Raw genomic sequence first — 22,740 nt, 5'->3', positions numbered from 1 at the left:
GCCACCTGTCCGATCAGTACGGATTTCCGTTTAGGGGAAGACGGAAGCCTTAGAGCCCCAGCTCAAAACGAATTCGATCGGCCGCTTCGGAAAAGTCGATTAGGGGATTGCGGTTTCCTTGCAGCTCAAAGATCGCACGATTCCTGTGCTTCTCATACATCGTAACCGGATGCTCCCTATGCCAGGCAAGCAGCATCTCGATATCGATCCGGATCCGTTGGTTCCCGTTGATTTTGCCGGGGTAGCGGAGCAGGAAATAGAGCACGGCTCTCGCCGCTTCGCCTTTTCCGTTTTCCGGCTCGAATCTGATCAATCCGCCCCTTTTGCCGCATTCGTTTCGAATCGTTTCTTGATACGCTTCAGGCGTGTAGTCGGCAAAATCGAAATACGGGACGTTGCCTCGAAAGCTGTTGCAATCCGCTTCGCAGACGAACAGGTGGTGTATATCGCCGAGCATAGGGTTTCGTTTATCGAACCAGGACTGGGGCACGACATGCTCGACGTTAAATTGGAACTTTTCGTCCAACATTTGCTGCAGTTCTTCTGCATTCATCCGTTCAAAATCAGGCAAAGTTTCGATAAACCCCTTCTTTTGTTGTTCGAATGCAAAGTCTTCCAGGATCAAGCGTTCGGGATCCAAATCCCGGCTGGAGTAGAGACTCCGAAGCTTTCCGTTCTCCCTTAAATCGACCCGCGAATACAGTTCAGACCGGCTTCGGTCATAAGATAAAACGTTCGTATGCGAGTGAAGCAGAAGGCGATGAAGATCTCGGAACAGCTCCTCCCCGCTGCCGGACCGCAGGTTGACGGAACGGTAATAATCTACGATACTCAGCCTGTCTTTCTCTTCGTCATAATAAACACGTTCGCTTTCCAGGCGGCTTCGGCTTAACTGCAGTTTAAGCAGCGTCCGATCAAGCGTGCTGCCGGCCATAAATTGAACGCCCGGCAACGGCGGGAGCAATCCCGGCAGCGCCAGCATTTCCTCGTCCCGATAAATCACCCTCAGAACCAATGGCGCATGGTCGGAAATGTCTCTTACAAACTGCTGCACGCTTTGGTCCAGTCTGACGATGGCCGCATCATCCTGCTGGATAGAGCCGACGTTCATATCCCGGCTCACGACGATATGGTCGATTAAGGAAAACGGATCTTCCAAATAAGAAATGTGACCGGCATCCGCATCATCACGCGTTAACGTAACCAAGGATGGAGAATTCATAATCGGCGATAAAGAAACACTGCCTGCATCATCATTCAAATCACCGCCAAGCACGATAGGAAGATGCCGAAACGCTTCGTCGCGTTTCAAGTCCTCGATGATCACGGATATAACCTCCGCCGCTAACTTGCGTCTTTCCGTGCTTTCGGGGTCTCTCATCGCTTTCAGATGAACGACAATCATGAGAAACTCGACATCCTTGCCTTCTTCCTTCACGGTACACTTCGCGAACAGCGGTTCCCGCTGCTGTGGAAAAGCAGGCCTGTTTGCAACGGTGGAATGAAGCAGATTATGATATTTACGGTTAATATCGTCTCTCAGCTCCACTACCGTCGTAGCCGTATCATACAGAACAGCTAAATCCTGATTTCCGGTCGAATCCAGATAAACATATTTCATTACCGTGCCGTTGAGTTGTTTTATAGCTTCAATAAGGCGGTCCAGCGCTCTTCTTTCCACCTCCACCAAGCCTAGAACGTCCATGGACAGATTGCCCACAACCCGTGCTACGTCCTTGACTCTTTGCTCATTCGAGGTGTTGTTAAAGTGCTCGATATTCCAAAATCCGATGTCGGCGAATCGTTTATCCCCTTTGTAGGTAGGCACTTCGACTTCGAGCAGCGCTTCTTGACTATCGATTAACCCTGCCACATCGTAATAACCCAAGTAAGGCGAGCGGTCCTCAAGCGTACTCGTGATGCGGGCAGCTCCGGCGTCTCCGCTTTGGGTCATCGAGATCAGCTTGCTCACAATAGCGGAAATGCGTACTCCTTCGTTTAGCGGCGTCGCTTCGTTCAAGCCGGAGCGATGAAGGGCGACCAGCTCCCATTTGTTATTGAATACGGCTGCACCGGACGAGCCGGCTTCCGTATCCGTTGAATAATGAATAACTTTATCATACACGTAGCTTACGGTATTGTCCTGCAGGGCAATTTCTTTTTTTCGGCCTCTGGGGTGCTGAATAATATTGACGTATTCGCCGCGCGTAATCGTGGTTGGATTTCTTACCAGCTTAACCGGCGTGATTTGCTCGATTCCTGCGGACTCGCAAGCAACGATCGTAAAGTCCAGTTCCTTAACCGTAAGGAATAATTCGCTTGGCTTCAGCTTGACCTTAACAACATTCTTGTGTTCTTCGTAGTCGAATTCGATGAAGCTTAATCCGGCCTCCTCGATATCGTGAAGAACATGATTGTTCGTCATGACCACTCCCCGATCGATAAGGAACCCTGTTCCCAAACCGGATGGGGTAATGATGCGACCGACCGCCTTCGCCCTTTCCACTCCTTTAATTAAAAAATCAACAGGCAGAAGATTACTCTCCCGATTGATTTTCTCAAGCAGTAGCCGCTCGGTTTCTCTTCTCAGCTCTTCGTTGGTAACCCATTCCTGTTCATCGGGTGTCAGACGTAAAACCGAAACGGCTCTCCGTCTTACCAAATCGCGAAAATCATCAGACGACAAAGGAGCGATATCATGCAAAGGGAAAAGCTTCTCCCTAGCAGCTTGCAACTGGCTTTCTACGATCACTTGGTAACCTCCTTTGCTTTTTTCGGGTTCTATAGTCCTGTCGCCAGAGCATCAAATAAACGACTCCGCCCCGTCGATGAAGATTTCCGTTCCGGTAATGTGGCTCGAAGCGTCCGAGGCGAGAAAAGCGACCAGATCCGCCACCTGCTCCGGCTGTCCGGGACCGTGCTCCAGAGGCTGATTACCCTCCGGATATTCGACCTTGATCTTGACTTTCTCCAGCTCCGGCGACGGATGCGTGCTTTGATTGATGTGGGTTTTGATCGAGCCCGGACACACGGCGTTCACCCGGATTTTATAACGGGCAAGCTCAAGCGCCGCCATCTTCGCAAAAGCGATCTGACCCGCCTTGGACGTGCTGTACGCCGACATCCCGAAGTTCGAGAAGACGCGGCTGCCGTTGATCGAGCTGGTAACGATGATGCTTCCGCCCTTTTGCTTCATATGAGGAATCGCGTATTTCACGCACAGAAACGTCCCTTTCAGATTGACGAACAGCGTATGGTCCCAATCTTCCGGCTTCATATCCTCGATCGGCGCCAGCACACCGTTAATGCCCGCATTGGCAAAGACGACATCGAGCCGTCCCCAAGTTCCTGCCGCCGTATCGATCGCCTGCTTCACCCGCAGCGGGTCGGAAACGTCCACGTCGACCGTGATCGTCTGGGCCTGCATGGCTGTCAGCTCCTGCTTCACCTGCTCGGTGCGGTCGTTCAGCAGGTCGAGCAGACATACCTTCGCTCCCTGCTTCGCTAAGGCTATGGCGGCAGCGCGGCCGATCCCCGAGCCGGCGCCGGAGACGACTGCGACTTTGTCTTTAAGCCCCGGAAGCGTCATGTTAGGTTGTTGCAGCGTCTGTACACTCATCCGTTCTCGCCCCTTTGTCGTGTAATGTTCGGCAATAGCGTTATTTTGCCAAAAGCTCCGAAGAATATGTGACAAGGTTCGACCGGACTCGTGTTCCGGGGGCATTTGTGCTACAATACTAAAATTGAAGTTTGATCTTACGCGGCAGGAGGCATTTTCCCCTTTATGTTAATCATCGGTATCGCAGGAGGCACAGGTTCGGGCAAAACGACGGTCGCACGCTCCGTTATCGACCGGCTCGGATCCGACAAAGTGACGTTTATTTCGCAGGACAATTACTACAAGGATCACTCGCATATATCCCTCACGGAACGGGAATCGATCAATTACGACCACCCGTTCGCCTTCGATAACGAATTGCTGCTGGTGCATTTGAAGCAGCTCAAGAACCACGAGGTTGTGACCGCACCCGTCTACGATTTTTCCAAGCATGCGCGGTCAACCACTCAAACCGTGGAACTGAAGCCGAACAAAATCGTCATGATCGAGGGACTCCATGTATTGTCGGACGAGCAGCTTCGCGGCATTCTGGATATCAAGGTGTTCGTGGACACCGATCCGGACGTACGGATTCTGCGCCGAGTGCTTCGCGATATCGAGGAGCGCGGCCGGTCGATCCAATCCGTATACGACCAATATTTGACGACGGTCAAGCCGATGCATGAAGCCTTCATCGAGCCTTCCAAAAAATATGCCGACCTCATCATCCCCGAGGGCGGGCACAATGAAGTCGGCATCCAGCTGCTGTCGATTTTGACGGAAAAGTATTTAATGGAATAAATAATTTACCTCATTTATTTTCCCGAAAGTACACCCGCTCCGGTCGTCCGACATCTCCGTATGACAAATCGGCGCGAAGCTTGCCGTCTTCCGCCAAATGCTCCAAGTAGCGCCTGGCCGTAGAGCGGCTGACGCCGACCCGCTTCGCCGTTTCTTCCGCGGTGAGCGGCGCGTTCGCCTCGGAAATCGCCTGGACGATTTTATCCAGCGTCAGCTTGTCGATGCCTTTGGGCAGGGAAGCTCCCGGACCGGGGGCTTCTTTTTTTGCACTGCCTTGAAGCAGCCGGTCGATCTCGTCCTGGCCGATCGAGGCGTTCTCCTGACGCAGCTGCTTGATCGTCCGATGAAACGATTCGTACCGCTGCAGCGTCTCCTGCATTCTGTTGAAGAGCACCGGCTTAATAATATAATCGAAGACGCCGCCGCGGATCGCTTCGCGGACGGCTTCGACCTCCTTGGCCGCTGTAATCATGATGACGTCCGCCTGCCGGTGCTGCTGGCCGATGGTACGAAGCAGCTCAAGCCCGCTGGTCTCCGGAAAATAAATGTCGAGCAGCACCAAATCCGGCTCCAGCACGCTCAACAGTTCAAGCGCCTGCGGCTCGTCGGTCGCTATGCCGACGACGCCAAACCCCGGCACTTTCTCGACGAAGCGCCGGTTAATCTCCGCGATCCGTTCATCGTCTTCGACGATCAGCACGCGGATCGGCGGGGTCGCATTCGCAGCATCAGCCTTCAAGTTCCTTCCCCTTTCTTCGGTTCGACCCGTTTCGGAATGACAACCGAGAACACGGTGCCGCCCTCCCCCGACGGTTCGTGCAAGATCCGACCGCCGAGCTTATCCACGGCATGCTTGACGAGCGCAAGGCCGATGCCCCGATGCTCGCCCTCTTTGCTCGATACGCCTTTCTGGAAAATGTTCTCCGCCCATTCGTCAGGGATGCCCGGACCGTTGTCCTCGCATTCGATCATCAGGTCTTCGCCGTAATCGCTCAGAAACAAGGTAACCTTCTTCTCATCGGCGGCAGAATATTCAAGCAGCGCTTCCATGGCATTGTCCGTTAAATTGCCGATGATCGTCACGAGCAGATCCCGGTCGACCCGGGCGGGCACATCCTTGAACGAGGTTTCGGGGTCGATCTCGAACTTGATTTTCAGCTCGTGGGCGCGGTTGTATTTGCCGATTAACAATCCTCCGATCACCGGGTCGGGAATTTCCCGCATAATAAACTGAATGAAATTTTGATGCACATCCGTTTCCTTGGAAATCATCTCGACGGCCTCTTGATACGATTCGAGCTGGATGAGTCCGGAGATGACGTACAGCTTATTGGAATATTCGTGGGTTTGCGCCCGCAGCCCCTCGGCGAACCGCTTGACCTGGGACAGCTCCTCCGCGAGCCTGTACACCTCCGACTTGCTGCGGAAACTGACTACGGCGCCGATGACTTCATTTTGCCTATTGAACACCGGAACCCGGTTCGCGACAACCTCTTGACCGTGCATAATCATCTCGACGTCGAATTCGGACTGGCCGGTGCGAGCCACCTTGAGCAGCCGGGATTTCGGAACGATTTCCCGGATCGGCTTGCCGATCAGCTTGGTATCGTCGGGAAGGCCCAGAATGCGCAGCGTCTGCTGGTTCGCCAAGGTGATCAAGCCGTTGCGGTCCACCGCGAGTATCGCTTCGCGGATCGATTCGAGAATAGCTTTCTTCTCCATATAAAGCGTTCCGATTTCTTCCGGTTCCAGACCGTGAATCGAACGCCGGACGCCTCTCGCAATCACGACGGCTCCGGCCATCGCTACAGCTAAAGCGGCAAGGGAAATAAGCAAAAGCCGCCGCTGGTACACATCGTCCCATCGGTTAATATCGTCCAGGAGGAAGCCTACCGATACGATGCCGATCACGTCCCCGTTCTCGCCCCGGATCGGGACTTTTCCGCGCAGCGAAGGCCCCATGGACCCTTCCGCCTTGGAGATGATCGACTTGCCTTCGAGCACCGGACCGTTATCGCCACCGACCATTTCTTTGCCGATCCGCTCGGGCACCGGATGGGAGTACCGTATTCCTTCGCGGTTGCCGATGACCAAGTACAAGGCCCCCGTCTTTTCGCGAATTTGCTCGGCAAGCGGCTGAATGACGGACGACGGCTCCGCAAGCTTGAACGCTTGGCGGATTTCGGGAATTTCCGCCACCGTCTCCGCCACCTTGAGCGCCCGGGTTCCGATCTGGTCTTCCATCATGGAAGTCACCATATATTCGACAACTCCCGCCGCTAACGTAAGCACGGAGAAAAGGAGCGTGCATATGAGCAAAATCAGCTTCGTTTGTAAGCGCATAAACTCCCCCTTCTTCCTATGATACCACATCCGGCCTCAACCGACACAAAGCCCCGGGAGTCCAATAAGCTGGACCTGCCCGGGGATGGTTTTGAAACGGGATTCGTCCCGCTTTATACTTCTTCGTTGACGATTACTTTTTTGCCGCGCAGCTTCATCACAAACGGAATGGCGAGCCACAGCACGGCGATGATCAGGAAGATCAAAGATACCGGCTTCATGACGAAGATGGAGAAGTCGCCGCTGGAAATCGTCAGCGCCCGCCGCATGTTGTTTTCGATCATCGGTCCGAGGACCAGCCCGAGAACGAGCGGCGCGATCGGGTAGTCGTTTTTCGAAAGAAAATAGCCGGCAACCCCGCACGCAAGCAGCAGCATCAAATGAAAGACGGACATCTGCACGGCGTATACGCCGAAGATAGAAATGGTCACGATAATAGGAATCAAGTATTTCGCCGGCGTTTCGATAATTTTGGCAAACACCTTCACCAATGGCATGTTGAGCAGCAGCAGCATCACATTTCCGATAAACATACTGGCGATAAGTCCCCAAGCGATGCTCGGATGCTCCTCGAACAGCAGCGGACCCGGCTGCACGTTGTACATGATAAGCGCCCCCATGAGCACGGCGGTCGTGCCCGTTCCGGGAATGCCGAGCGTCAGCAGCGGAATCATCGCGCCGCCCGAAGCGGCGTTATTGGCCGATTCCGGACCGGCGACGCCCTCGATAGCGCCCTTGCCGAATTTCTCCGGATGCTTGCTGATTTTTTTCTCGAGCAGGTACGAGAGGAACGAGGCCAAGGTCGCCCCGGAGCCGGGGACGATGCCTTTGAAGAAGCCGACGAGCGAGCCGCGCACGATCGGCATCGCGCTGTCTTTCAAGTCCTGCTTCGTCGGCAGGATGCGGTTGATTTTGGCAATTTCGCCGGTGTCCGCATCCTTCTCAAGTATGGTTTTGAACACTTCCCCAAGGGCGAACATCCCGACGGCGACGGTCAAGAACTCGATGCCCTGATACAGCTCGGGAATGTCAAACGTAAAGCGCGCCACGCCCGACACCGCGTCAATTCCGATCGTTGCCAGCGCCAGGCCGAATACGGTCATCAGCAGCGCTTTCGTCATCGATTTCCCCGCCAGTCCGCTTAGCGCGCACAGCCCGAGCACCATAAGCGAAAATTCTTCGGCGGGGCCCATTTTGAGCGCCACGTTCGACAGCGGCTCAGCCAGAAGCACCAGTCCGATCAAGGAAATCAAACCGGCGAAGAAGGAGCCGATGGCCGCAATTGAGAGCGCCGCCCCTGCCCGGCCCTGCTTCGCCATCGGGTAACCGTCCAGGGCGGTAACGACGGAGGACGATTCCCCCGGCGTATTGAGCAGGATCGAGGTGGTCGAGCCGCCGTACATCGCTCCGTAATAAACGCCGGCCAGCAGGATGATCGAGCTGGTCGCGGCAGCTTCCGGCGGCAGTCCGCTTGTAAGCGAGGTGGTGACCGGGATCAGCAAAGCGACCCCGCTGATAGGCCCGATCCCCGGAAGAACGCCGACCATCGTCCCGATCAATACGCCGGCAAAGGCAAACAGCAAGTTGTACCAGATCAGCGCCGTAGTAAACCCGCTGAGCAAATATTGTAACGTATCCATGAAGCCCTACCCTCCCTAGCAATCCGAACGATTGCCGTATCGAAAGCATTCGCTCAGAGGCCCAGCCAAGAAGGCAAGCCTGGCAAAGTGCCCTTCAGCAATTCGACATAGACGTAATAGACGCCGATGGAAAAGCCTGCGGAAATCATGGCCGAGTACAGCCATTTTCCCCGTTCCATCGTTTGAAAGCCGATCATCAGAAAAATAAACGTACTGATCACATAGCCGATTTCTTCAAGCAGCATAATATAGCCGATCGCGGAAGCCAAAATGACGAGAAACCGCTTATAGTCCAGCCTTGCTCCGCGGCCTTCCCCTTTAGAAGCTACCGGGTATTTCAACGTTTCGTAGAACAGCCTCAAGCTGATCAGCATCAGCAGAATGCCAAGACCGAGAGGAAAGATGTTCGGCCCCACGTGGCTTCCGTAGGCGCTGCTGGAAATCGATAAACTGCCATAAGCGAATGCCGTTCCGACCGCGAGAAAAACGATCGACATCGTGCGGTCAAATGTTTTGCTCATCGGACCAACCTCCTTGTCCTTACTTCGCCATGCCGAGCGCCGTCAGCATGTCCTTCACCTGCGATTCCTGCTGGGCGAGGAATGCTTTGAAATCGGCCGCGTTCTTGTAATCTTTCTCCCACACGTTCGCCTGAAGCTCTTTTTTCCAGATTTCGGAATCGGACATTTCTTTCAGCTTGGCATCCCAGAAGGCCAGCTCGTCCTTACCCATTTCCTTCGGACCGAAGATGCCGCGCCAAATGTTAAATTCGGCGTCGATGCCCTGCTCCTTAAGCGTCGGGACATCTTTCAGCTCGCCGGAGAGCCGGTTCGGCGCCGTCACGGCCAGCACGCGCACTTTGCCCGCTTTGACATATTCACCTACGCTGGAAGCGTCGGTCGCAATCACGTCCGCGTTGCCGCCAAGCAGCGAGGTCATCGCTTCGCCGCCGCCGTCATACGAAACGTACTTTACTTTCTTCGGATCGATCCCCGACTTGTAGGCCGGAAGCACGGCAATCAGATGATCCATCGAGCCCGGCGCCGAGCCTCCCGCAACCGTTACCTTCGTCGGATCGGTCTTCAGCGCTTCGATCACCGATTTCATATCTTTAAACTTCGAGTTCGCGCTAACGACAAGCGCGCCGTAGTCCTTCGTAAGCTGCGCCAGCGGCGTCGTATCCTTGTGCCCGTACGGGCTGTTGCCTTCCTTCTTCAAGTTGTTGATCAGAATTGGCGGCGAGCTGACGAACAGCTTGTAATTGTCTTTCTTGTCCTTCGTCGCATATTCGGCCATGAAGACCGCTCCGCCGCCGCCCGGCTTATTTTCCACGGTGATGGGCTGACCGACCGCCTTGCTCTCGGCAAGCGTCTTGGCGACGGACCGCGCCGTCTTGTCCCAGCCGCCGCCTGCGCCGGAAGGAGCGACGATGACGATCGGCTTCTCAGGGTACGAGGACGATTTGCCGGAGGCGGCCGGCTTGGCTCCGTCATTCGATTGTGGAGCGCCCCCGCCCGCACCGCATGCCGTTAAACTGAGCGCCAGCGCGCCGGTAAGCGCGATTTTCCAAGATGTGTTCGATAGCGTTTTTAATATCATAAGTGAGGACCTCCATATTTGTTTTGTTTTTTGATAGCGCTTTCTTATCGATTGCTTCGTCATTGTAGCATTAAGCGCTTTCATGAGCCTAGCTTCTGCTCATAAGTTGAATAATTCGCATTGTGCGCATTTTGCTCATTCTGTTCACGAAATGTTCAAAGATGATTTGCGTTTGAGCGACTTGCTATTTCGCTCCGTTTCCTTTATTCTAACAATTAGACCGGACGGTCAGATTAATAATTGAGGTGCACGATGGCACGCAAACGTCCCGAAGAAGCGGAACAGACCCGCAAACACATACTCGCCACCGCCAAGGAGCTGTTTGTCCAAAAAGGATACAGTGCCACGTCGATTGACGATATTCGCGTGAACTCCGGCATGAGCAAAGGCAGCATCTACTATCACTTCAAAAGCAAAGAAGCTCTGTTCCTGAAATTGCTGGACGAGAACATGCAGGAATGGATTGAGCAATGGACGAAGCTGTCCGCTTCCTTGACGAGCGAAACCGAACGGCTATACGCGCTGGCCGATCATTTTGCGCTCGATCTTCAAAATCCTCTCATGAAAGCGGCAGAGGAATTTTCCGGCAGTCAAACCGCCGATCCCGACATCTTGAACTATTTGCTGACACTTGCCAAGACGCCCCACCAGCATGTCAAGAACGTGCTGCAGGCCGGTATGGATAAGGGAGAATTCAAAAAAGACGACCCCGAGCAATTAACTTTCATCGTCATGGGAACGCTTGGCGGCTTGGGCGCCACTTATTACGAAAATTATTCGATGGACCAATTAATTGCCATTCATCGCAAGGCGATCAACACGATTTTGAACGGAATTCGGCCTGACTGAGCGGTTTTCCGTCTTTTTTTTCGAGCCTTATTAAACCGGACGGTCAGTTTATTATGAAGGAGGATTTATTTATGAGTCATTCGCCTATCCCTCAAACTCATCCACCCTTATGGCGAAACCGCGTATTCCAAATCGTAGCTTTCGCCGACCTGCTGCAGCAGCTTGCGATATGGACGCGCAATATCGCCCTGCTCTTTTATGTCATGGAGATGACCAATAACGATCCGGTTGCCGTCTCTCTGCTCACGATGTTCGAATATTTGCCGATCTTTATCTTCTCGTTCATCGGCGGCACCTTCGCGGATCGTTGGAACCCGAAGAAAACGGTTATCGCCGGCGATACCTTGAGCGCGATCTCGATCGGAATCATTGCGCTGTGTATGATGTCCGGCCTGTGGCAGGCCGTCTTCGTAGCGACGATCGTATCCGCGGTGGTCAGCCAATTCTCGCAGCCGTCCTCCTCCATCCTGTTCAAAAAGCACGTTCCCGAGGAACAGGTCGGCTTGGCCGTCAGCATTACGCAAGGCTTGATGTCGATCTTCGTTATTGTCGGACCGATGATCGGCACGGCGATTTACACGACGCTGGGCATCCAGTATTCGTTGTTCGTGCTGATCGGATTATTTTTGCTTGCGGCGATCATCCAAATCGGGCTCCCATCATCGGAGCGTTCTACGGAATCGGCTCACAGCACGATCATGCAGGACATGGCCGAGGGCTTTCGCTACGTCAAGCAGAACCGGAACTTGGTCGTTATCTCCGCTATCTTCACTTTGATCGGTCTCGCTGTCGGGATCATTCAACCGCTCGATGTCTATATTCTGATCGAACGGCTCGGCCTCCACAAAGAAAATTTACAGTGGTTCTATGCCGTTTCCGGGATCGGGATGCTTCTTGGAGGGCTGCTGGCCGCAGCGCTTTCCTCCCGTATCCAACGGTTCGCGAAGTCGGTAACGTTTATCGGCTTGCTGATTCTGGCCGTTTCGATCGCTTTTGAAGTGCTGTCCCGATGGGCCCTCGTCACGGCCTCCATGCGCTTTTTCGTCGGGATTACGGAAGCTTTCCTGCAAATCGTGCTCAGCACGTTCATGATTAAACTGGTGCATGCCGATTACATCGGGCGAACGAACGGTATTCTGGCTCCGCTCATGACCGGGGGCGTCTTGATCGGCTCGGGAGCCGCCGGGCTGTTGATGAGCTCGACCTCGTTGATGACTACGTTCTTCATCTCCGCCGCGCTTGTCGCTGCCGCCGCCTGCATCAGCCTGCAATTGTCATTCCCTTCTGAACAGATGACGAACGAGCCGGAGACGAAGGCGGGCATGGCCAAGAAAGAGTCGCTGCCAACGGTGTAATTTCAGGTGATCCGTCAGCTGTAATGAAAGATGCCCTTCAGGATGGGTTTATTCCGTCCCGAAAGGCATCTTTTTTTCGTCGTGCTTACGATTGCTTCAAGCTCATAAGCAGCGCGCTCAGCCGCTTGATGTCGGCTATCAACCGCTGTCGGTCCGCTTCAAGCTCCGGCTCCGGTTCTGACATCAACCGGGTCAGCCTAAGCTCCAACCGGCCGATTTCGTTCTCCTGCCGCTGGTTTTCCGCCGAGGTATCGGCAGCTCTTCGCTTGGCCATATATTCGTCATACGTTCCCGGGAAAGCTTTTGCCCCCGTACCGTCCAAGATCAGCAGCCGGTTTGCGATGTTCCGCAGCAGGTACCGGTCATGCGAAACAAGGACAAGCGCCCCTTGGTATTCGAGCAGCGCCTCCTCAACTTTCTCCCGCGTATCGATATCCAGATAATTCGTCGGCTCATCCAGTACAAGCAGATTGAACCCGCCAAAATACAGATGGAGAAACGCGACCCGGCATTTCTCGCCCATACTCAGGTCGCCGATCCGTTTAAACGCCTCGTCCCCGCTGAACAGGAAGCAGCCCAGAATGGTCCGTGCGTAGGACTGGGTCATATCCGGCAGCCGCAGCAGGCTATCCAGAATCGTCTCGTCCAGGTTCAATTGGTCGAGTTCCTGCGCAAAGTAACCGATTTTCGTCTGCGGATGAAGCTTGACTTCGCCCGAGGCCGGAGTTAAGCTCCCGGTCATGAGCCGCAGCAGCGTCGTTTTGCCTGTCCCGTTCGGTCCAATGACTGCGACCCGGTCCCCTCGATAAACGCTCGCGCTCAGTGCCTGAAAGATCTGTCTGCCGTCATCGTAGGCAAAGCGAACATGCTCGATCCGCAGCAGTGTCCCAGCCGCAAACGGCCGGTCCTGAAGCTGCATATGCAGACTCCCTTCATCGCGGGGCTTCCGTACCCTGTCCCGGTCAAGCCGTTCGAGCGCCGCTTCCTTCGCCTTGAGCCGGGAAACGTTCTTTTTCGCCTTCGAGCGCAAAAAATCGTTTTGCCCCGCAGCTTGGTGCGCTTGGTTAAACCACTGCTGGTATCGCCGGATGCTCTCCAGAAGCTTCTCGCGGGCCTGCTCCTGCTTTTTATACAACGCTTCTTGCGACTTCCATTCAATATCCTTCTGCTTGCGGTAATCCGAATAACCTCCTGGGTACATCCGGCCGCCCTGCCCGGTCAGCTCGTAAATCGCCGACGCCGTTCGGTCCAGAAAATACCGGTCGTGCGAAACGAACAGCACGGTGCCTGCGTACTGCCGCAGCCACTGCTCCAGCCAGCTTAACGTTTCTTCGTCGAGATGGTTGGTCGGTTCGTCGAGCACAATGAATTTCGGCTCCCGAACCATCAGCCTCGCAAGCTGCGCCCTCGTTTTCTGTCCCCCGCTCAAACAATGAAAAGGCTGCTGCCATAAGCTTGGATCAAGCTTCACCCGGTGCAAGCATTTGTCCGCTTGAAGCTCCCAATCGTAGCCGCCCTGCTGCATATAGCGTTCGTGCAGCTCTCCGTAGAGTTCCAGCAGCTCCGCCGATTCCTCCTGACTCATCCGCCGTTGCAGCCCCTCCAACCGAAGCTTCAGCGCATAACGGCTCTCTGAGCCGGACAGCACGAAGTCCAGCACCGTTTTCTCCCGGACTCCTGCAGGATGCTGCTCCAGCCATCCCCACTCCTCCAAGGGCAGATGCCGATGCACGCTTCCGTGATCGAACGCCGTTTGACCCAGCAGTCCTTTTAGAAGCGTCGTTTTGCCCGTACCGTTCCGTCCGAAAATCGCGATGCGCTGCCCTTCGGCAATCTCTAGGGACACGTTCTCGAACAAAACCGTGCCGTCCCATTCCTTGCGCAAATCCGTTGCTTTTACGATTAGCATTGTGGCATTCCTCCGTTTCATGACAACAAAAAAACCGCAGCCCGGGGCTTACGGTCATATGCATGCATAAGAGAGGACAAGCAGCGCAGGCGCATACGGAAAAAACCGTCCGGCCCGGCAGCTTGCTAACCGTTCGTCGTTCTATCGAATGGACTCTCGTGGGCACACGTATCCCGTCCGCTTTTCCCCGGGGGAAAAACGTTGCATTCCTGCAATTTGTTCCTGGGATAACGTGTTATCATATCATCGCCGCACAAGTCCTCCGGTTTCACAAGGATAAGTTGAATTCACTTTACCATAACGTTCCGCTGTAATCCAAGGGAGGAATTCGTTATACGAAAACTTTCGTTACAACTACTCCGTCTGACCCGGCTCCGGAGTCAGCATCTTGGCGCTGCGCCAATTCCCCCACACGTAATAAGCGACGGAAATCACAATGCTGATGCAAAAGCCGATGGGAAAGCTCCACCAGAGCGCTTCCAGCCCGAACGTATTACCCAAATAGTAGGCAAGCGGCACACGGATGCACCAGAGCGCCAGGAAGGCGGTAAGCAGCGGCACCATGACCGCGCCGGTTGAGCGAACGACCCCGGACACAACGAACGTAATCCCGAAGAGTACGAACGCCCACAGCGTAATATGGTTGATGTTCATTCCGATGGCAATGGCCGCCTCGTCCTGCAGAAACAATTGCAGCGCTTGCCGGTTGAACACATAGATCAGTCCGACGAGCGCGCCCGTCATCACGAAGTTGAATGCAATCCCAAGCATCGTCGTCTTATGCACCCGGTCCCATTTGCCCGCTCCGACGTTCTGCGCAGCCAGCGTCGACACGGCGCCGCCGATCGCCATCGCCGGCATTTGGACATAGCTCGAAAGCTGCATCGCTGCACCGAACGCTGCGGTCGCCATCGAGCCGAAGCTGTTCACCAGACTGACGATCGCTATGGCGCTGGTCGAGACGACCATCATTTGCAAGCCCATCGGCAGCCCTTTTTTGACAAGCGAAACGATAATTTGCCGGTCCAGCCGAATATATCGCCGGTCCGCACGGGTCAGGCGCAAAAAATAGCGGGTCCGGTACAAATGGACGATCAGGCCGACCAGACTTACCAGCTGTGCGATGACCGTGGCTACGGCCGCGCCCGCTGTTTCGAGCCGTGGAATCGGCCCCCATCCGAAGATGAACACGGGATTCAGCACGATATCGATCACGGTCGACAGCAGCAAGAAGTAGAACGGCGTCTTGGAGTCTCCCGCGCCCCGCATGATCATCATCACGAAATTGTAAAAGAACATGAACGGCACGCCGACAAAAATAATGCGTAAATACGCGATGGCATAAGGCATCGCATCTTTGGGCGTCTGCATCCATTCCAGAATCATTGACGAGAAAATAAAACCGATCGCGGTGATAATCACCGCCAGAGTAACAAAAAACAGCGCGCTCGTACCGACCACGCGCTTGGCCTGCTCTTCATTTTGCGCGCCGATGCTTTGTCCGATCAAAATCGTGGAAGCCATCCCGATGCCGAACACAAGACTAAGCAGGAAAAACATAATATTGTTCGCGTTGGAAGTCGCAGCGAAAGCGCTCTCACCAAGATAATTACCAACCCAGATCGAGTTGATCGTTCCGTTCAACGATTGGAGCACGTTGCCCATCAGCACCGGCAGAGCGAACAGTAACAGCTTCTTGGCTATCGGGCCTTCCGTCAAATTGACGCTTGCAGCGTTTGTTTTAGGCATGGTAATCCCTCCGGAGAAAAGAAAAGCGGCCCGGGAGGCCGCCCTCGATGCGCACACGTGAAACGTGCCGCTTTCTCCATTATAATCCAGAACAGGTCGCGCGTAAATCGGACTGCCCGCCTAACCCCGCTTACGCTTCCGGCTTTGCAGCCGAATCGGTGGCAGGGGCCGGAACGAGAGCCGGTTGATTCGGCGCGGAATTTTGCTGACTTGTGCGATTCGTCAAGCCTTTCACCAGCTTCTCCACGTCCAGCCCGCTGACGCTCTTCAGCATCTCCGGGGCCGTCGCCATCAGCTGCGTCACGTAGTTGCTAACCCGCGCCGCGCCTTCGCCGTGACCGGTATCGACAACCGTAAGCTTGTCGATCGATTTGATCGGCTCGGCCACCTTGCCCGCCAGCTCCGGCAGCATTTTGACGATGATGTCGAGGACAGCCGCCTCGCCGAACTTCTCGAACGCCTCCGCGAGCTTCTGCTTCGCTTCCGCTTCGGCCAAGCCGCGCAGCCGGATCACCTCCGCCTCCGCCGTCCCTTTGGCCCTCTCGGCATCCGCGATCGCCAGACCTTCAAGCCGCTTCTGCTCCGCCTGCGCTTTCGCCTCCGCTTCGATGCGGTACTGCATGGCGTCCGCTTGCGTGATCTGCTTCGCCTTCTCCGCTTCCGCCGCCTGAACGACCGCATACCGGTCGGCGTCCGCCTTCTTCTTCACTTCGGCGTCATACTGCTTCTCGCGGCGAAGAATTTCCTTCGCTTCGAGGTCAATTTCGCGCTCCTTCCGCACGAGCTCCACCCGCATTTGCTCCTCGACGACGCTTTGCTTCGAACGCGCCTCCTGGATGTGGTACGCCTGATCCGCTTCCGCGCGGGCCATATCCTGATCCTTCTTGAAGGCGGCTACCTTCAGCTCCTTCTCCTTCGAAGCCTCGGCGATGTTCGTGTCCCGCAGCAGCTCGGCCTTCTGCCCTTCCTCCTCGGCGCGCGCCTTCTGAATCCGCGAATCGCGGAGCGCTTCCGCTTCGGCGATTTCCGCATCCCGCTTCACGGCGGCAATTCTCGGCTTCCCGAGCGCCTCCAGATAACCCTGCTTGTCGCGAACGTCCTTAATTGTAAAGGAAACGATTTGCAGGCCCATTTTCTTCAAATCCTTGGCCGCCACACCTTGAACCTCTTGCGCAAAGCGATCCCGGTTACGGTACACCTCCTCCACCGTCATCGAGCCGAGAATGGCCCGAAGGTGGCCTTCCAGCACTTCCTGTGCCTCTCCTTTAAGCGCTTCCGTCGGCTTGCCCATAAACTGCTCCGCCGCGGTAGCGACATCCTCGACGGACCCGCCGATCTTGATGATCGCCACGCCGTCGGCAAGCACCGGCACCCCTTGCTCCGTATATACTTCGGGAGTTGAGACATCGAGCTTATGCGACAGGAGCGACAAAAACTCGGCCCGCTGGAACACGGGAAGAATGAACGAACCGCCGCCGCGTACGATTTTGATTTTACGTCCGCTGTCGTCCGTCAAGACATTTTTGCTGCCCAGAAACGAACCGGTCACGATCATCGCTTCGTCCGGGCTGACCGTTTTGTACCGCGCCCAGAACGCCAGGCCTAACACGACGATAACGGCAACGACAATCACAGGAACCAACAAGGCATCGCTTATTCCATCCATCTGCACCGCTCCTTCGATAAGTAATTAATGATTGGAGTCCAGACAAGACACAAGCAGTGCGCCGTCCTTCACTTCCACCGTCACAACCTTGAGACCTGCCGCAATCTCCGTTCCGTCGAAGCTTTCCGCAATTTGATTCGTCACGCCGCCGCCGATCCGCACCACGACCTCGCCGCTGCCCCGCGCGGGGATCGGCACGGTCACCTCGCCGATGCGGCCGACCAAGTCCTGCATCGAGAAGGCGACCGAATTTTCGGTTCGCTCCATCGGCTTCACGTAGACAAAATAAATCAGCACGGCAGATGCGGCAGCGGCCAGCAGGGATAGGACAAAGACCGCCCCCGCGACCAAAGACGTATAGCCCGTCAGCAGCACCCCGGCCCCGCCGAGCACCGTAATCGCGCTGAAGAGCACCATCGGCTGCAGCCAGTGAAGCACGTCGCCGGACATGAAATCGAACATCCCGTCCAGCGCGTTGCTGAGCAAGTCGCCGAGCAGCACCGTCACCAAGGCGAATAGGACGCCGGTAATCAGCAGCCCCCAATACACTCCAAGCATGTCCTTCCCTCCTAACCGTCTAGGGTTATGTACTCCATTCGTAATACGCATCATACGCATAAAAGTTTCGTTTTTTGCCTCTATTTTCCTTATATATTTAAAATCAGGAAGTGACGCGGCACGCATTGATCACTTAACATTTCGTTTACATTTTCTTGTAAAAACGACAAATTCCGCGCAAGAAAAAGCAGCTTTTCAGCCAGATAAATCAAACGAATAACATAAGATCCCGATTGGTATATAATCACAAATGTTCAGACGTCTGATTCAACCAAACATAAAATGAAGGAGAGAACCTTTAATGAAAAAGTCTTTGATGATGGTTTCAGCCTTAGCAATGTTGGTGTCCGCCGCTCCAGTCAGCGCTTTCGCACAAGAAACGTACAATGCTCCTCAAAAAGTACAAGCCGGCGATGTTGGCACATTCTCTTATCAGTATCATTTTGAACTTGGAACAGGTTCGTCAAGCAAGTATGACCGAACAAGCAATTTTTGGCCGAACGGAGACGAATTGACTCTAACGGTTTCCCAATCCAGCTCGGGAGATACTGAGGTGAAATATACAGTATTCGAAGTCAACGGGTCCAAGGAAACATCGATAGGCAGCATCGTTGTAACTGGAGATAAAACGGACAAGAAGCTGTCGAAAGTATTTAATGTTGACCCCGATAAAAAGCACTATATCCACATTTCGAACCGGGGCGACAAAAAGACAAAAGGTTATGTTCAAACAAATCCGTAATCCATAAGTGTAAAAAGCCGACTCCTTGTTTTTTAAGGGTCGGCTTTTTATCTCGTTATTTGGAACTCATTCCCACGGTCGCGTTTACTTCGACTTAAGCGCTAACATCTGATAAACCTCCCGGGAGTCTCCCTTAAGACGGACTTGTCCGTTCTGCATCTGCGAGGAGCCGTCGCCGTCCAGAAAAATGCCGTCGACTAACAATCCCGGCGCAACCGTCTCAAGCACCGCTTGGCGGAATTGTTCGACGGTGCACGGCTTGTCCGAGACGAGCAGCCATAGGTTCTGCTGCCGGTCGAACACGGCTCCCGAGCGCAGTCTCGGCTCGTCAAACGCCGGCATGTCCTCCTTTTTCGCCTGCTCGATCCAGCGATCCTCCGCCCCAAGCGACATGCTGACCCCACCTTGCGCCCAGTAGCGGTTCGGGTCGGTCATTTTCAGCTCCTCGGCCTCTATCGCCACCTGCACGGAGAACGACCGCGTCACTTCGTCCCAGACGAGCGTCCCTTTCGGATAATCGATGTTGTACCAGCCGGAGCCGTAATCGTGGGGTTCGCCCTTCAGCGGCTTGCCGTTGACAACGGCAATGCTGAGCAGGTCGCCGTTCCAAAAAAAGCCTCCGTTAATCCCGTAATCGGCCGTCGCAGTCACGTTGGTCACGATGTGCTTCAGCTCGATATTGTCGGGAGCCGTCCGCATCGCATGCAGCTTCACTCCGTTCGCCGCCGCATACGTGGCGTATGTATAATGAACGGGACCCGGCTTTTCCCGAGGGGTTGTCCAATAGGCGGACAAAATGACGGCAATTAAATTGCCCAGCAAAAATCCCGCAAGCAAAAGCTGGAGCTGACGTTCGTTTCCGCGGGCCAGACGGTTTCTCAGCACGGCTATCATCGGCGCATCCCCATTTCATCGGAAATCATAGTCATAGATTCGTAGTCTTAATCTATGAGATTCAGGGACGGATTATGATTGACCTCAAGGCTTCACGACGCCTTTTTTAAGCACGATGTTCGCATACAATGCCCCTTCGCCCGTCGCAACGACGGCATACGCTTGTTTGGCGCGCTCATAGAACGCAAACCGCTCCACAAATGCCGGCTCGGTGGCCTCGGGCGCGTGCTTCTTGACAATCGCGCGGTATTCGTCCCAGATGACCGGCTTCACCGGATCACCGGGAACGACGGCCATCAAAGCGACCGCATGCTCCGCATACGAATCCAATGGAAAAAAGGTCAATATCGCATCGAGCAGTTCGGGTACGCCATGTCCGTCACAGCGCACCAGACGCTGCGCATGGCTCGCCGCCGGAAAATTGGCATCGGCCAGTACCAATTCGTCGCCGTGTCCCATTTCCATCATAATTTTGAACAATTCGGGAGAAAGAATCGAAGGAATGCCTTTTAACATGTCCGTACCTCCAAGGGGCTAGTCTCGCGCCGCCGTATCGCGGCGTTCAAGCTAATCCTAGGGCAGCAGGCCAGTTTTTGTCAACGGTTACAGTGGCAAAACGGTCGATTAAAAAATAGCACCGTTTCCCATACTAATTCCATTCGATCGCTTAAGACGAAGGAGTCGTCCCTATGAATCTGACAACAGGCAAGCTGCTGTGGCCGGACACAATGCCGGATCCGCCCGCCTATCCGAGGCTGGAAGATGATATCGAATGCGACTGTATCGTCATCGGCGGAGGCGAAACCGGGGCGATTATTTCGTATACGCTGTTCAACCGGGGCGTAGATACGGTCGTCGTCGACAAACGAAGGATCGCTTCGGGCACCGTATCGGCCAGTACCGGTCTCCTGCAGTGGATGAACGATACGCCGCTGCTTTCCATGATTCATTCGTTCGGCGAAGAGAAGGCCGTCCGCTTCTATAAGCTGTGCGAGCAGGCCGTGCAGCAGATCGGACTTGTCACACGGCAGCTTGATTTTTCCCCGGATTTTATCCGCCGCGACAGCTTATGTTACGCTTCGAGCGCAGACGATGTGCCGAAGCTTAGGCAGGAATACGAAACGCTGGCAAAACACGGATTTCCGGTACAGTATCTGGAAGACGAAACGATCGCAGCACGGTACTCCTTTCGCAAGCCGGGCGCCATCCTGTCCCAGTCTGACGCCGAGCTAAACCCCTATAAATACGCAAACGCTTTAATCCGCACTGCCCACCGGCAAGGAATGCGCGTATTTCAAGAGACGGAAGTGCTGCAGCATCAGACCGGAAAGGACCACATCGTGTTCTATACGAACGATAACCGCCGGATTAAAGCACGCAATGCCGTTTTTGCCACCGGCTTCGAAACCATGGAAATCATACGGCATCCCAACACCGTATTCACCAGTTCGTATGTCATCGCCACGCAGCCGCTGGACGTCTTCCCCGGATGGCCGAACCGCTGTCTCATCTGGGAAAGTGCCCGCCCTTACGTCTACATCCGTACGACCGCGGACAATCGTATTGTTATCGGCGGCAAAGATGAGAACACGAACGCCCCGGAGGAACGGAAGCGGCATTTGAGCTCGAAGCGCGATCAACTGCTTCAGGCCGTGCAGGAGCTCTTTCAGGAAGCCGGCAGCTTGCGGGCGGAATACGCCTGGTCCGCCGCCTATGGGCGAACCCGCGACGGATTGCCGATGATCGGCGCCATGGAACAATTTCCCCATTGCTACTTCGCGATGGTATACGGAGGGAACGGTACCGTCTACAGTATGATTGCAGCGCAAATGATAGCCGGCCTGATTACCGAAGGCCGCCACCCTGACGCGGGTCTCGTCCGCATAGATCGTCCGGTGCACAGCCAAAGTGCTCCCGTATAAACAAAGCGTTGGCATCCGCCGTCCCGATAAGGTACTATGGGTAGAGGATTAACAGAATTCTCTATCCATACCTTCGAAAAAGCGGGTGAAGCATTCCAATGGAAGAAGTCGTCATTATCGGGGCCGGCCCTTGCGGCTTGTCCGCGGCCCTGGAGCTCCAGAAGATCGGCATCGATCCTCTCATTATCGAAAAAGAGTGCGTGGTGCATTCGATATACTTGTATCCGACGTACATGCAGTTTTTCAGCACGCCGGAGCTGCTTGAGATCGGCGGTTACCCGTTCTCGACGCCTAACGATAAGCCTTATCGGCTGGAAGCGTTGAATTATTACCGGAATGTGGCGGCACGCAGCGGCGTGCGCATTCGTCCCTACCATACGGCAACCCATCTCGCGGTACAGCCGGGGGGAACCTTCGAGCTGACGGTCCAGAATCGATTCGGCGCAGCTACAACGATAGCGGCACGTCATGTCATTGTCGCCACCGGCTATTTCTCGCAGCCGAATATGCTCGGCATCCCAGGAGAGCAATTAAGCAAGGTGACGCACTACTTCCGCGAAGCTCATCCGTATACCGGCACAAAAGTCGCGATTATCGGCGGAAGCAACTCCGCGATCGACGCCGCGATGGAGCTGCTGCGGGCAGGCGCCGAGGTGACCGTCGTTTATCGGGGCGAAACTTATTCGCCGGTCATTAAGCCGTGGGTTAAGCCGATCTTCGAAAGCATGGTCAATAAAGGCCGCATTCGGATGCTGTTTCAATCCCGGGTCGTCCGCATCACGGAAACATCCGTTACCGTATCTCGCGAAGGACGCGAAGAGGAATTCGATAACGACTTCGTTCTGGCGCTGACCGGCTTCCGTCCGGACCGCGGTCTGTTGGCGGGAGCAGGGGCCGTCGTGTCGGAGTCGGACGGGATTCCCCAGTACGATCCGGCCACGATGGAAACGACCGTTCCCGGGCTGTTCGTCGCCGGTGTCATCGCTTCGGGCGCGAACGCCAACGAAGTGTTTATCGAGACCGGCCGTTTGCACGGCGGATTGATTGCAAAGCGAATCGCGGCTTGCGATCCTGCGGTTAACTAAAGAAAGGTCGACCTGGACATCGATGTTCTG

Annotated in this window: 19 protein-coding genes; 6 read left to right on the top strand and 13 right to left on the bottom strand. The window is 54.9% G+C overall.

Annotated features, from left to right (window positions below):
• Positions 1-49: 49 nt before the first annotated feature.
• The gene (locus tag KQX66_RS12440; RefSeq protein WP_216792785.1) at positions 50-2,752 is read right to left on the bottom strand and encodes an endonuclease; all 2,703 of its coding nucleotides are present in this window, start codon (positions 2,750-2,752) and stop codon (positions 50-52) included.
• A 51-nt stretch (positions 2,753-2,803) separates the two neighbouring features.
• Positions 2,804-3,619 carry an SDR family oxidoreductase gene (locus KQX66_RS12435; protein WP_216792783.1) on the bottom strand — a complete coding sequence of 272 codons (816 nt, stop codon included), beginning with the start codon at positions 3,617-3,619 and terminating at the stop codon, positions 2,804-2,806.
• A gap of 165 nt (positions 3,620-3,784) precedes the next feature.
• Between KQX66_RS12435 and udk the strand changes: the two genes are divergently transcribed.
• Positions 3,785-4,399 (top strand): uridine kinase, encoded by a 615-nt coding sequence (udk, locus tag KQX66_RS12430; protein ID WP_216792781.1) that lies wholly within the window; start codon positions 3,785-3,787, stop codon positions 4,397-4,399.
• A 10-nt stretch (positions 4,400-4,409) separates the two neighbouring features.
• Here the strand turns inward: udk and KQX66_RS12425 are convergent, their stop codons facing one another.
• The 5 genes from KQX66_RS12425 to KQX66_RS12405 all read right to left on the bottom strand — a co-directional run bounded on the left by KQX66_RS12425 (position 4,410) and on the right by KQX66_RS12405 (position 9,981).
• Complete coding sequence (locus KQX66_RS12425) at positions 4,410-5,138, bottom strand: response regulator (protein WP_216792779.1); 729 nt, start codon at positions 5,136-5,138, stop codon at positions 4,410-4,412.
• Entirely contained in the window at positions 5,135-6,742 is a 1,608-nt protein-coding gene (locus KQX66_RS12420; protein ID WP_216792777.1) for an ATP-binding protein, read from the bottom strand. Before KQX66_RS12420 ends, KQX66_RS12425 begins: the two co-directional genes overlap by 4 nt.
• A gap of 113 nt (positions 6,743-6,855) precedes the next feature.
• Positions 6,856-8,382, bottom strand: coding sequence for a tripartite tricarboxylate transporter permease (locus KQX66_RS12415; RefSeq protein WP_216792774.1), 1,527 nt, complete (start codon positions 8,380-8,382; stop codon positions 6,856-6,858).
• Between the two features lie 53 nt (positions 8,383-8,435).
• Positions 8,436-8,903 (bottom strand): tripartite tricarboxylate transporter TctB family protein, encoded by a 468-nt coding sequence (locus KQX66_RS12410; protein ID WP_216792772.1) that lies wholly within the window; start codon positions 8,901-8,903, stop codon positions 8,436-8,438.
• A gap of 19 nt (positions 8,904-8,922) precedes the next feature.
• Positions 8,923-9,981, bottom strand: a complete 1,059-nt coding sequence (locus KQX66_RS12405; protein ID WP_216792770.1) for a Bug family tripartite tricarboxylate transporter substrate binding protein — start codon at positions 9,979-9,981, stop codon at positions 8,923-8,925.
• Positions 9,982-10,233: 252 nt separating this feature from the next.
• On the opposite strand from KQX66_RS12405, the gene KQX66_RS12400 reads away from it, so the two are divergent.
• Together KQX66_RS12400 and KQX66_RS12395 are read left to right on the top strand one after the other, a co-directional pair.
• On the top strand, positions 10,234-10,830 hold the full coding sequence (locus KQX66_RS12400) for a TetR/AcrR family transcriptional regulator (protein WP_216792768.1): 597 nt from the start codon (positions 10,234-10,236) through the stop codon (positions 10,828-10,830).
• A gap of 71 nt (positions 10,831-10,901) precedes the next feature.
• On the top strand, positions 10,902-12,185 hold the full coding sequence (locus KQX66_RS12395; RefSeq protein ID WP_216792766.1) for an MFS transporter: 1,284 nt from the start codon (positions 10,902-10,904) through the stop codon (positions 12,183-12,185).
• Positions 12,186-12,270: 85 nt separating this feature from the next.
• Here KQX66_RS12395 and abc-f read toward each other — a convergent pair whose 3' ends face one another.
• The 4 genes from abc-f to KQX66_RS12375 form a co-directional block, all read right to left on the bottom strand.
• A complete protein-coding gene (gene abc-f, locus KQX66_RS12390) occupies positions 12,271-14,094 on the bottom strand; it encodes a ribosomal protection-like ABC-F family protein (protein WP_216792764.1) in 1,824 nt (607 codons plus the stop codon).
• A gap of 354 nt (positions 14,095-14,448) precedes the next feature.
• On the bottom strand, positions 14,449-15,843 hold the full coding sequence (locus tag KQX66_RS12385) for an MATE family efflux transporter (protein WP_216792763.1): 1,395 nt from the start codon (positions 15,841-15,843) through the stop codon (positions 14,449-14,451).
• Positions 15,844-15,973: 130 nt separating this feature from the next.
• On the bottom strand, positions 15,974-17,509 hold the full coding sequence (gene floT, locus KQX66_RS12380; RefSeq protein WP_216792762.1) for a flotillin lipid rafts scaffold protein FloT: 1,536 nt from the start codon (positions 17,507-17,509) through the stop codon (positions 15,974-15,976).
• Between the two features lie 24 nt (positions 17,510-17,533).
• The gene (locus tag KQX66_RS12375) at positions 17,534-18,067 is read right to left on the bottom strand and encodes an NfeD family membrane protein (RefSeq protein WP_216792761.1); all 534 of its coding nucleotides are present in this window, start codon (positions 18,065-18,067) and stop codon (positions 17,534-17,536) included.
• Positions 18,068-18,368: 301 nt separating this feature from the next.
• Between KQX66_RS12375 and KQX66_RS12370 the strand changes: the two genes are divergently transcribed.
• Positions 18,369-18,809, top strand: coding sequence for a hypothetical protein (locus KQX66_RS12370; RefSeq protein ID WP_216792760.1), 441 nt, complete (start codon positions 18,369-18,371; stop codon positions 18,807-18,809).
• Between the two features lie 84 nt (positions 18,810-18,893).
• Here KQX66_RS12370 and KQX66_RS12365 read toward each other — a convergent pair whose 3' ends face one another.
• The gene (locus tag KQX66_RS12365; RefSeq protein ID WP_216792759.1) at positions 18,894-19,703 is read right to left on the bottom strand and encodes a hypothetical protein; all 810 of its coding nucleotides are present in this window, start codon (positions 19,701-19,703) and stop codon (positions 18,894-18,896) included.
• A gap of 84 nt (positions 19,704-19,787) precedes the next feature.
• Entirely contained in the window at positions 19,788-20,219 is a 432-nt protein-coding gene (fucU, locus tag KQX66_RS12360) for an L-fucose mutarotase (RefSeq protein ID WP_216792758.1), read from the bottom strand.
• A gap of 173 nt (positions 20,220-20,392) precedes the next feature.
• Between fucU and KQX66_RS12355 the strand changes: the two genes are divergently transcribed.
• Positions 20,393-21,625 (top strand): NAD(P)/FAD-dependent oxidoreductase, encoded by a 1,233-nt coding sequence (locus KQX66_RS12355; RefSeq protein WP_216792757.1) that lies wholly within the window; start codon positions 20,393-20,395, stop codon positions 21,623-21,625.
• 98 nt (positions 21,626-21,723) lie between these two features.
• A complete protein-coding gene (locus KQX66_RS12350) occupies positions 21,724-22,710 on the top strand; it encodes a YpdA family putative bacillithiol disulfide reductase (protein WP_216792756.1) in 987 nt (328 codons plus the stop codon).
• Positions 22,711-22,740 lie beyond the last annotated feature (30 nt).

Origin of the sequence: Paenibacillus oleatilyticus (genome assembly GCF_018998565.1) — a bacterium.
Taxonomy (GTDB): domain Bacteria; phylum Bacillota; class Bacilli; order Paenibacillales; family NBRC-103111; genus Paenibacillus_G; species Paenibacillus_G oleatilyticus.
The sequence above is the reverse complement of the archived record's forward strand: the minus strand, read 5'-3'. Positions and strand labels throughout refer to the sequence as shown.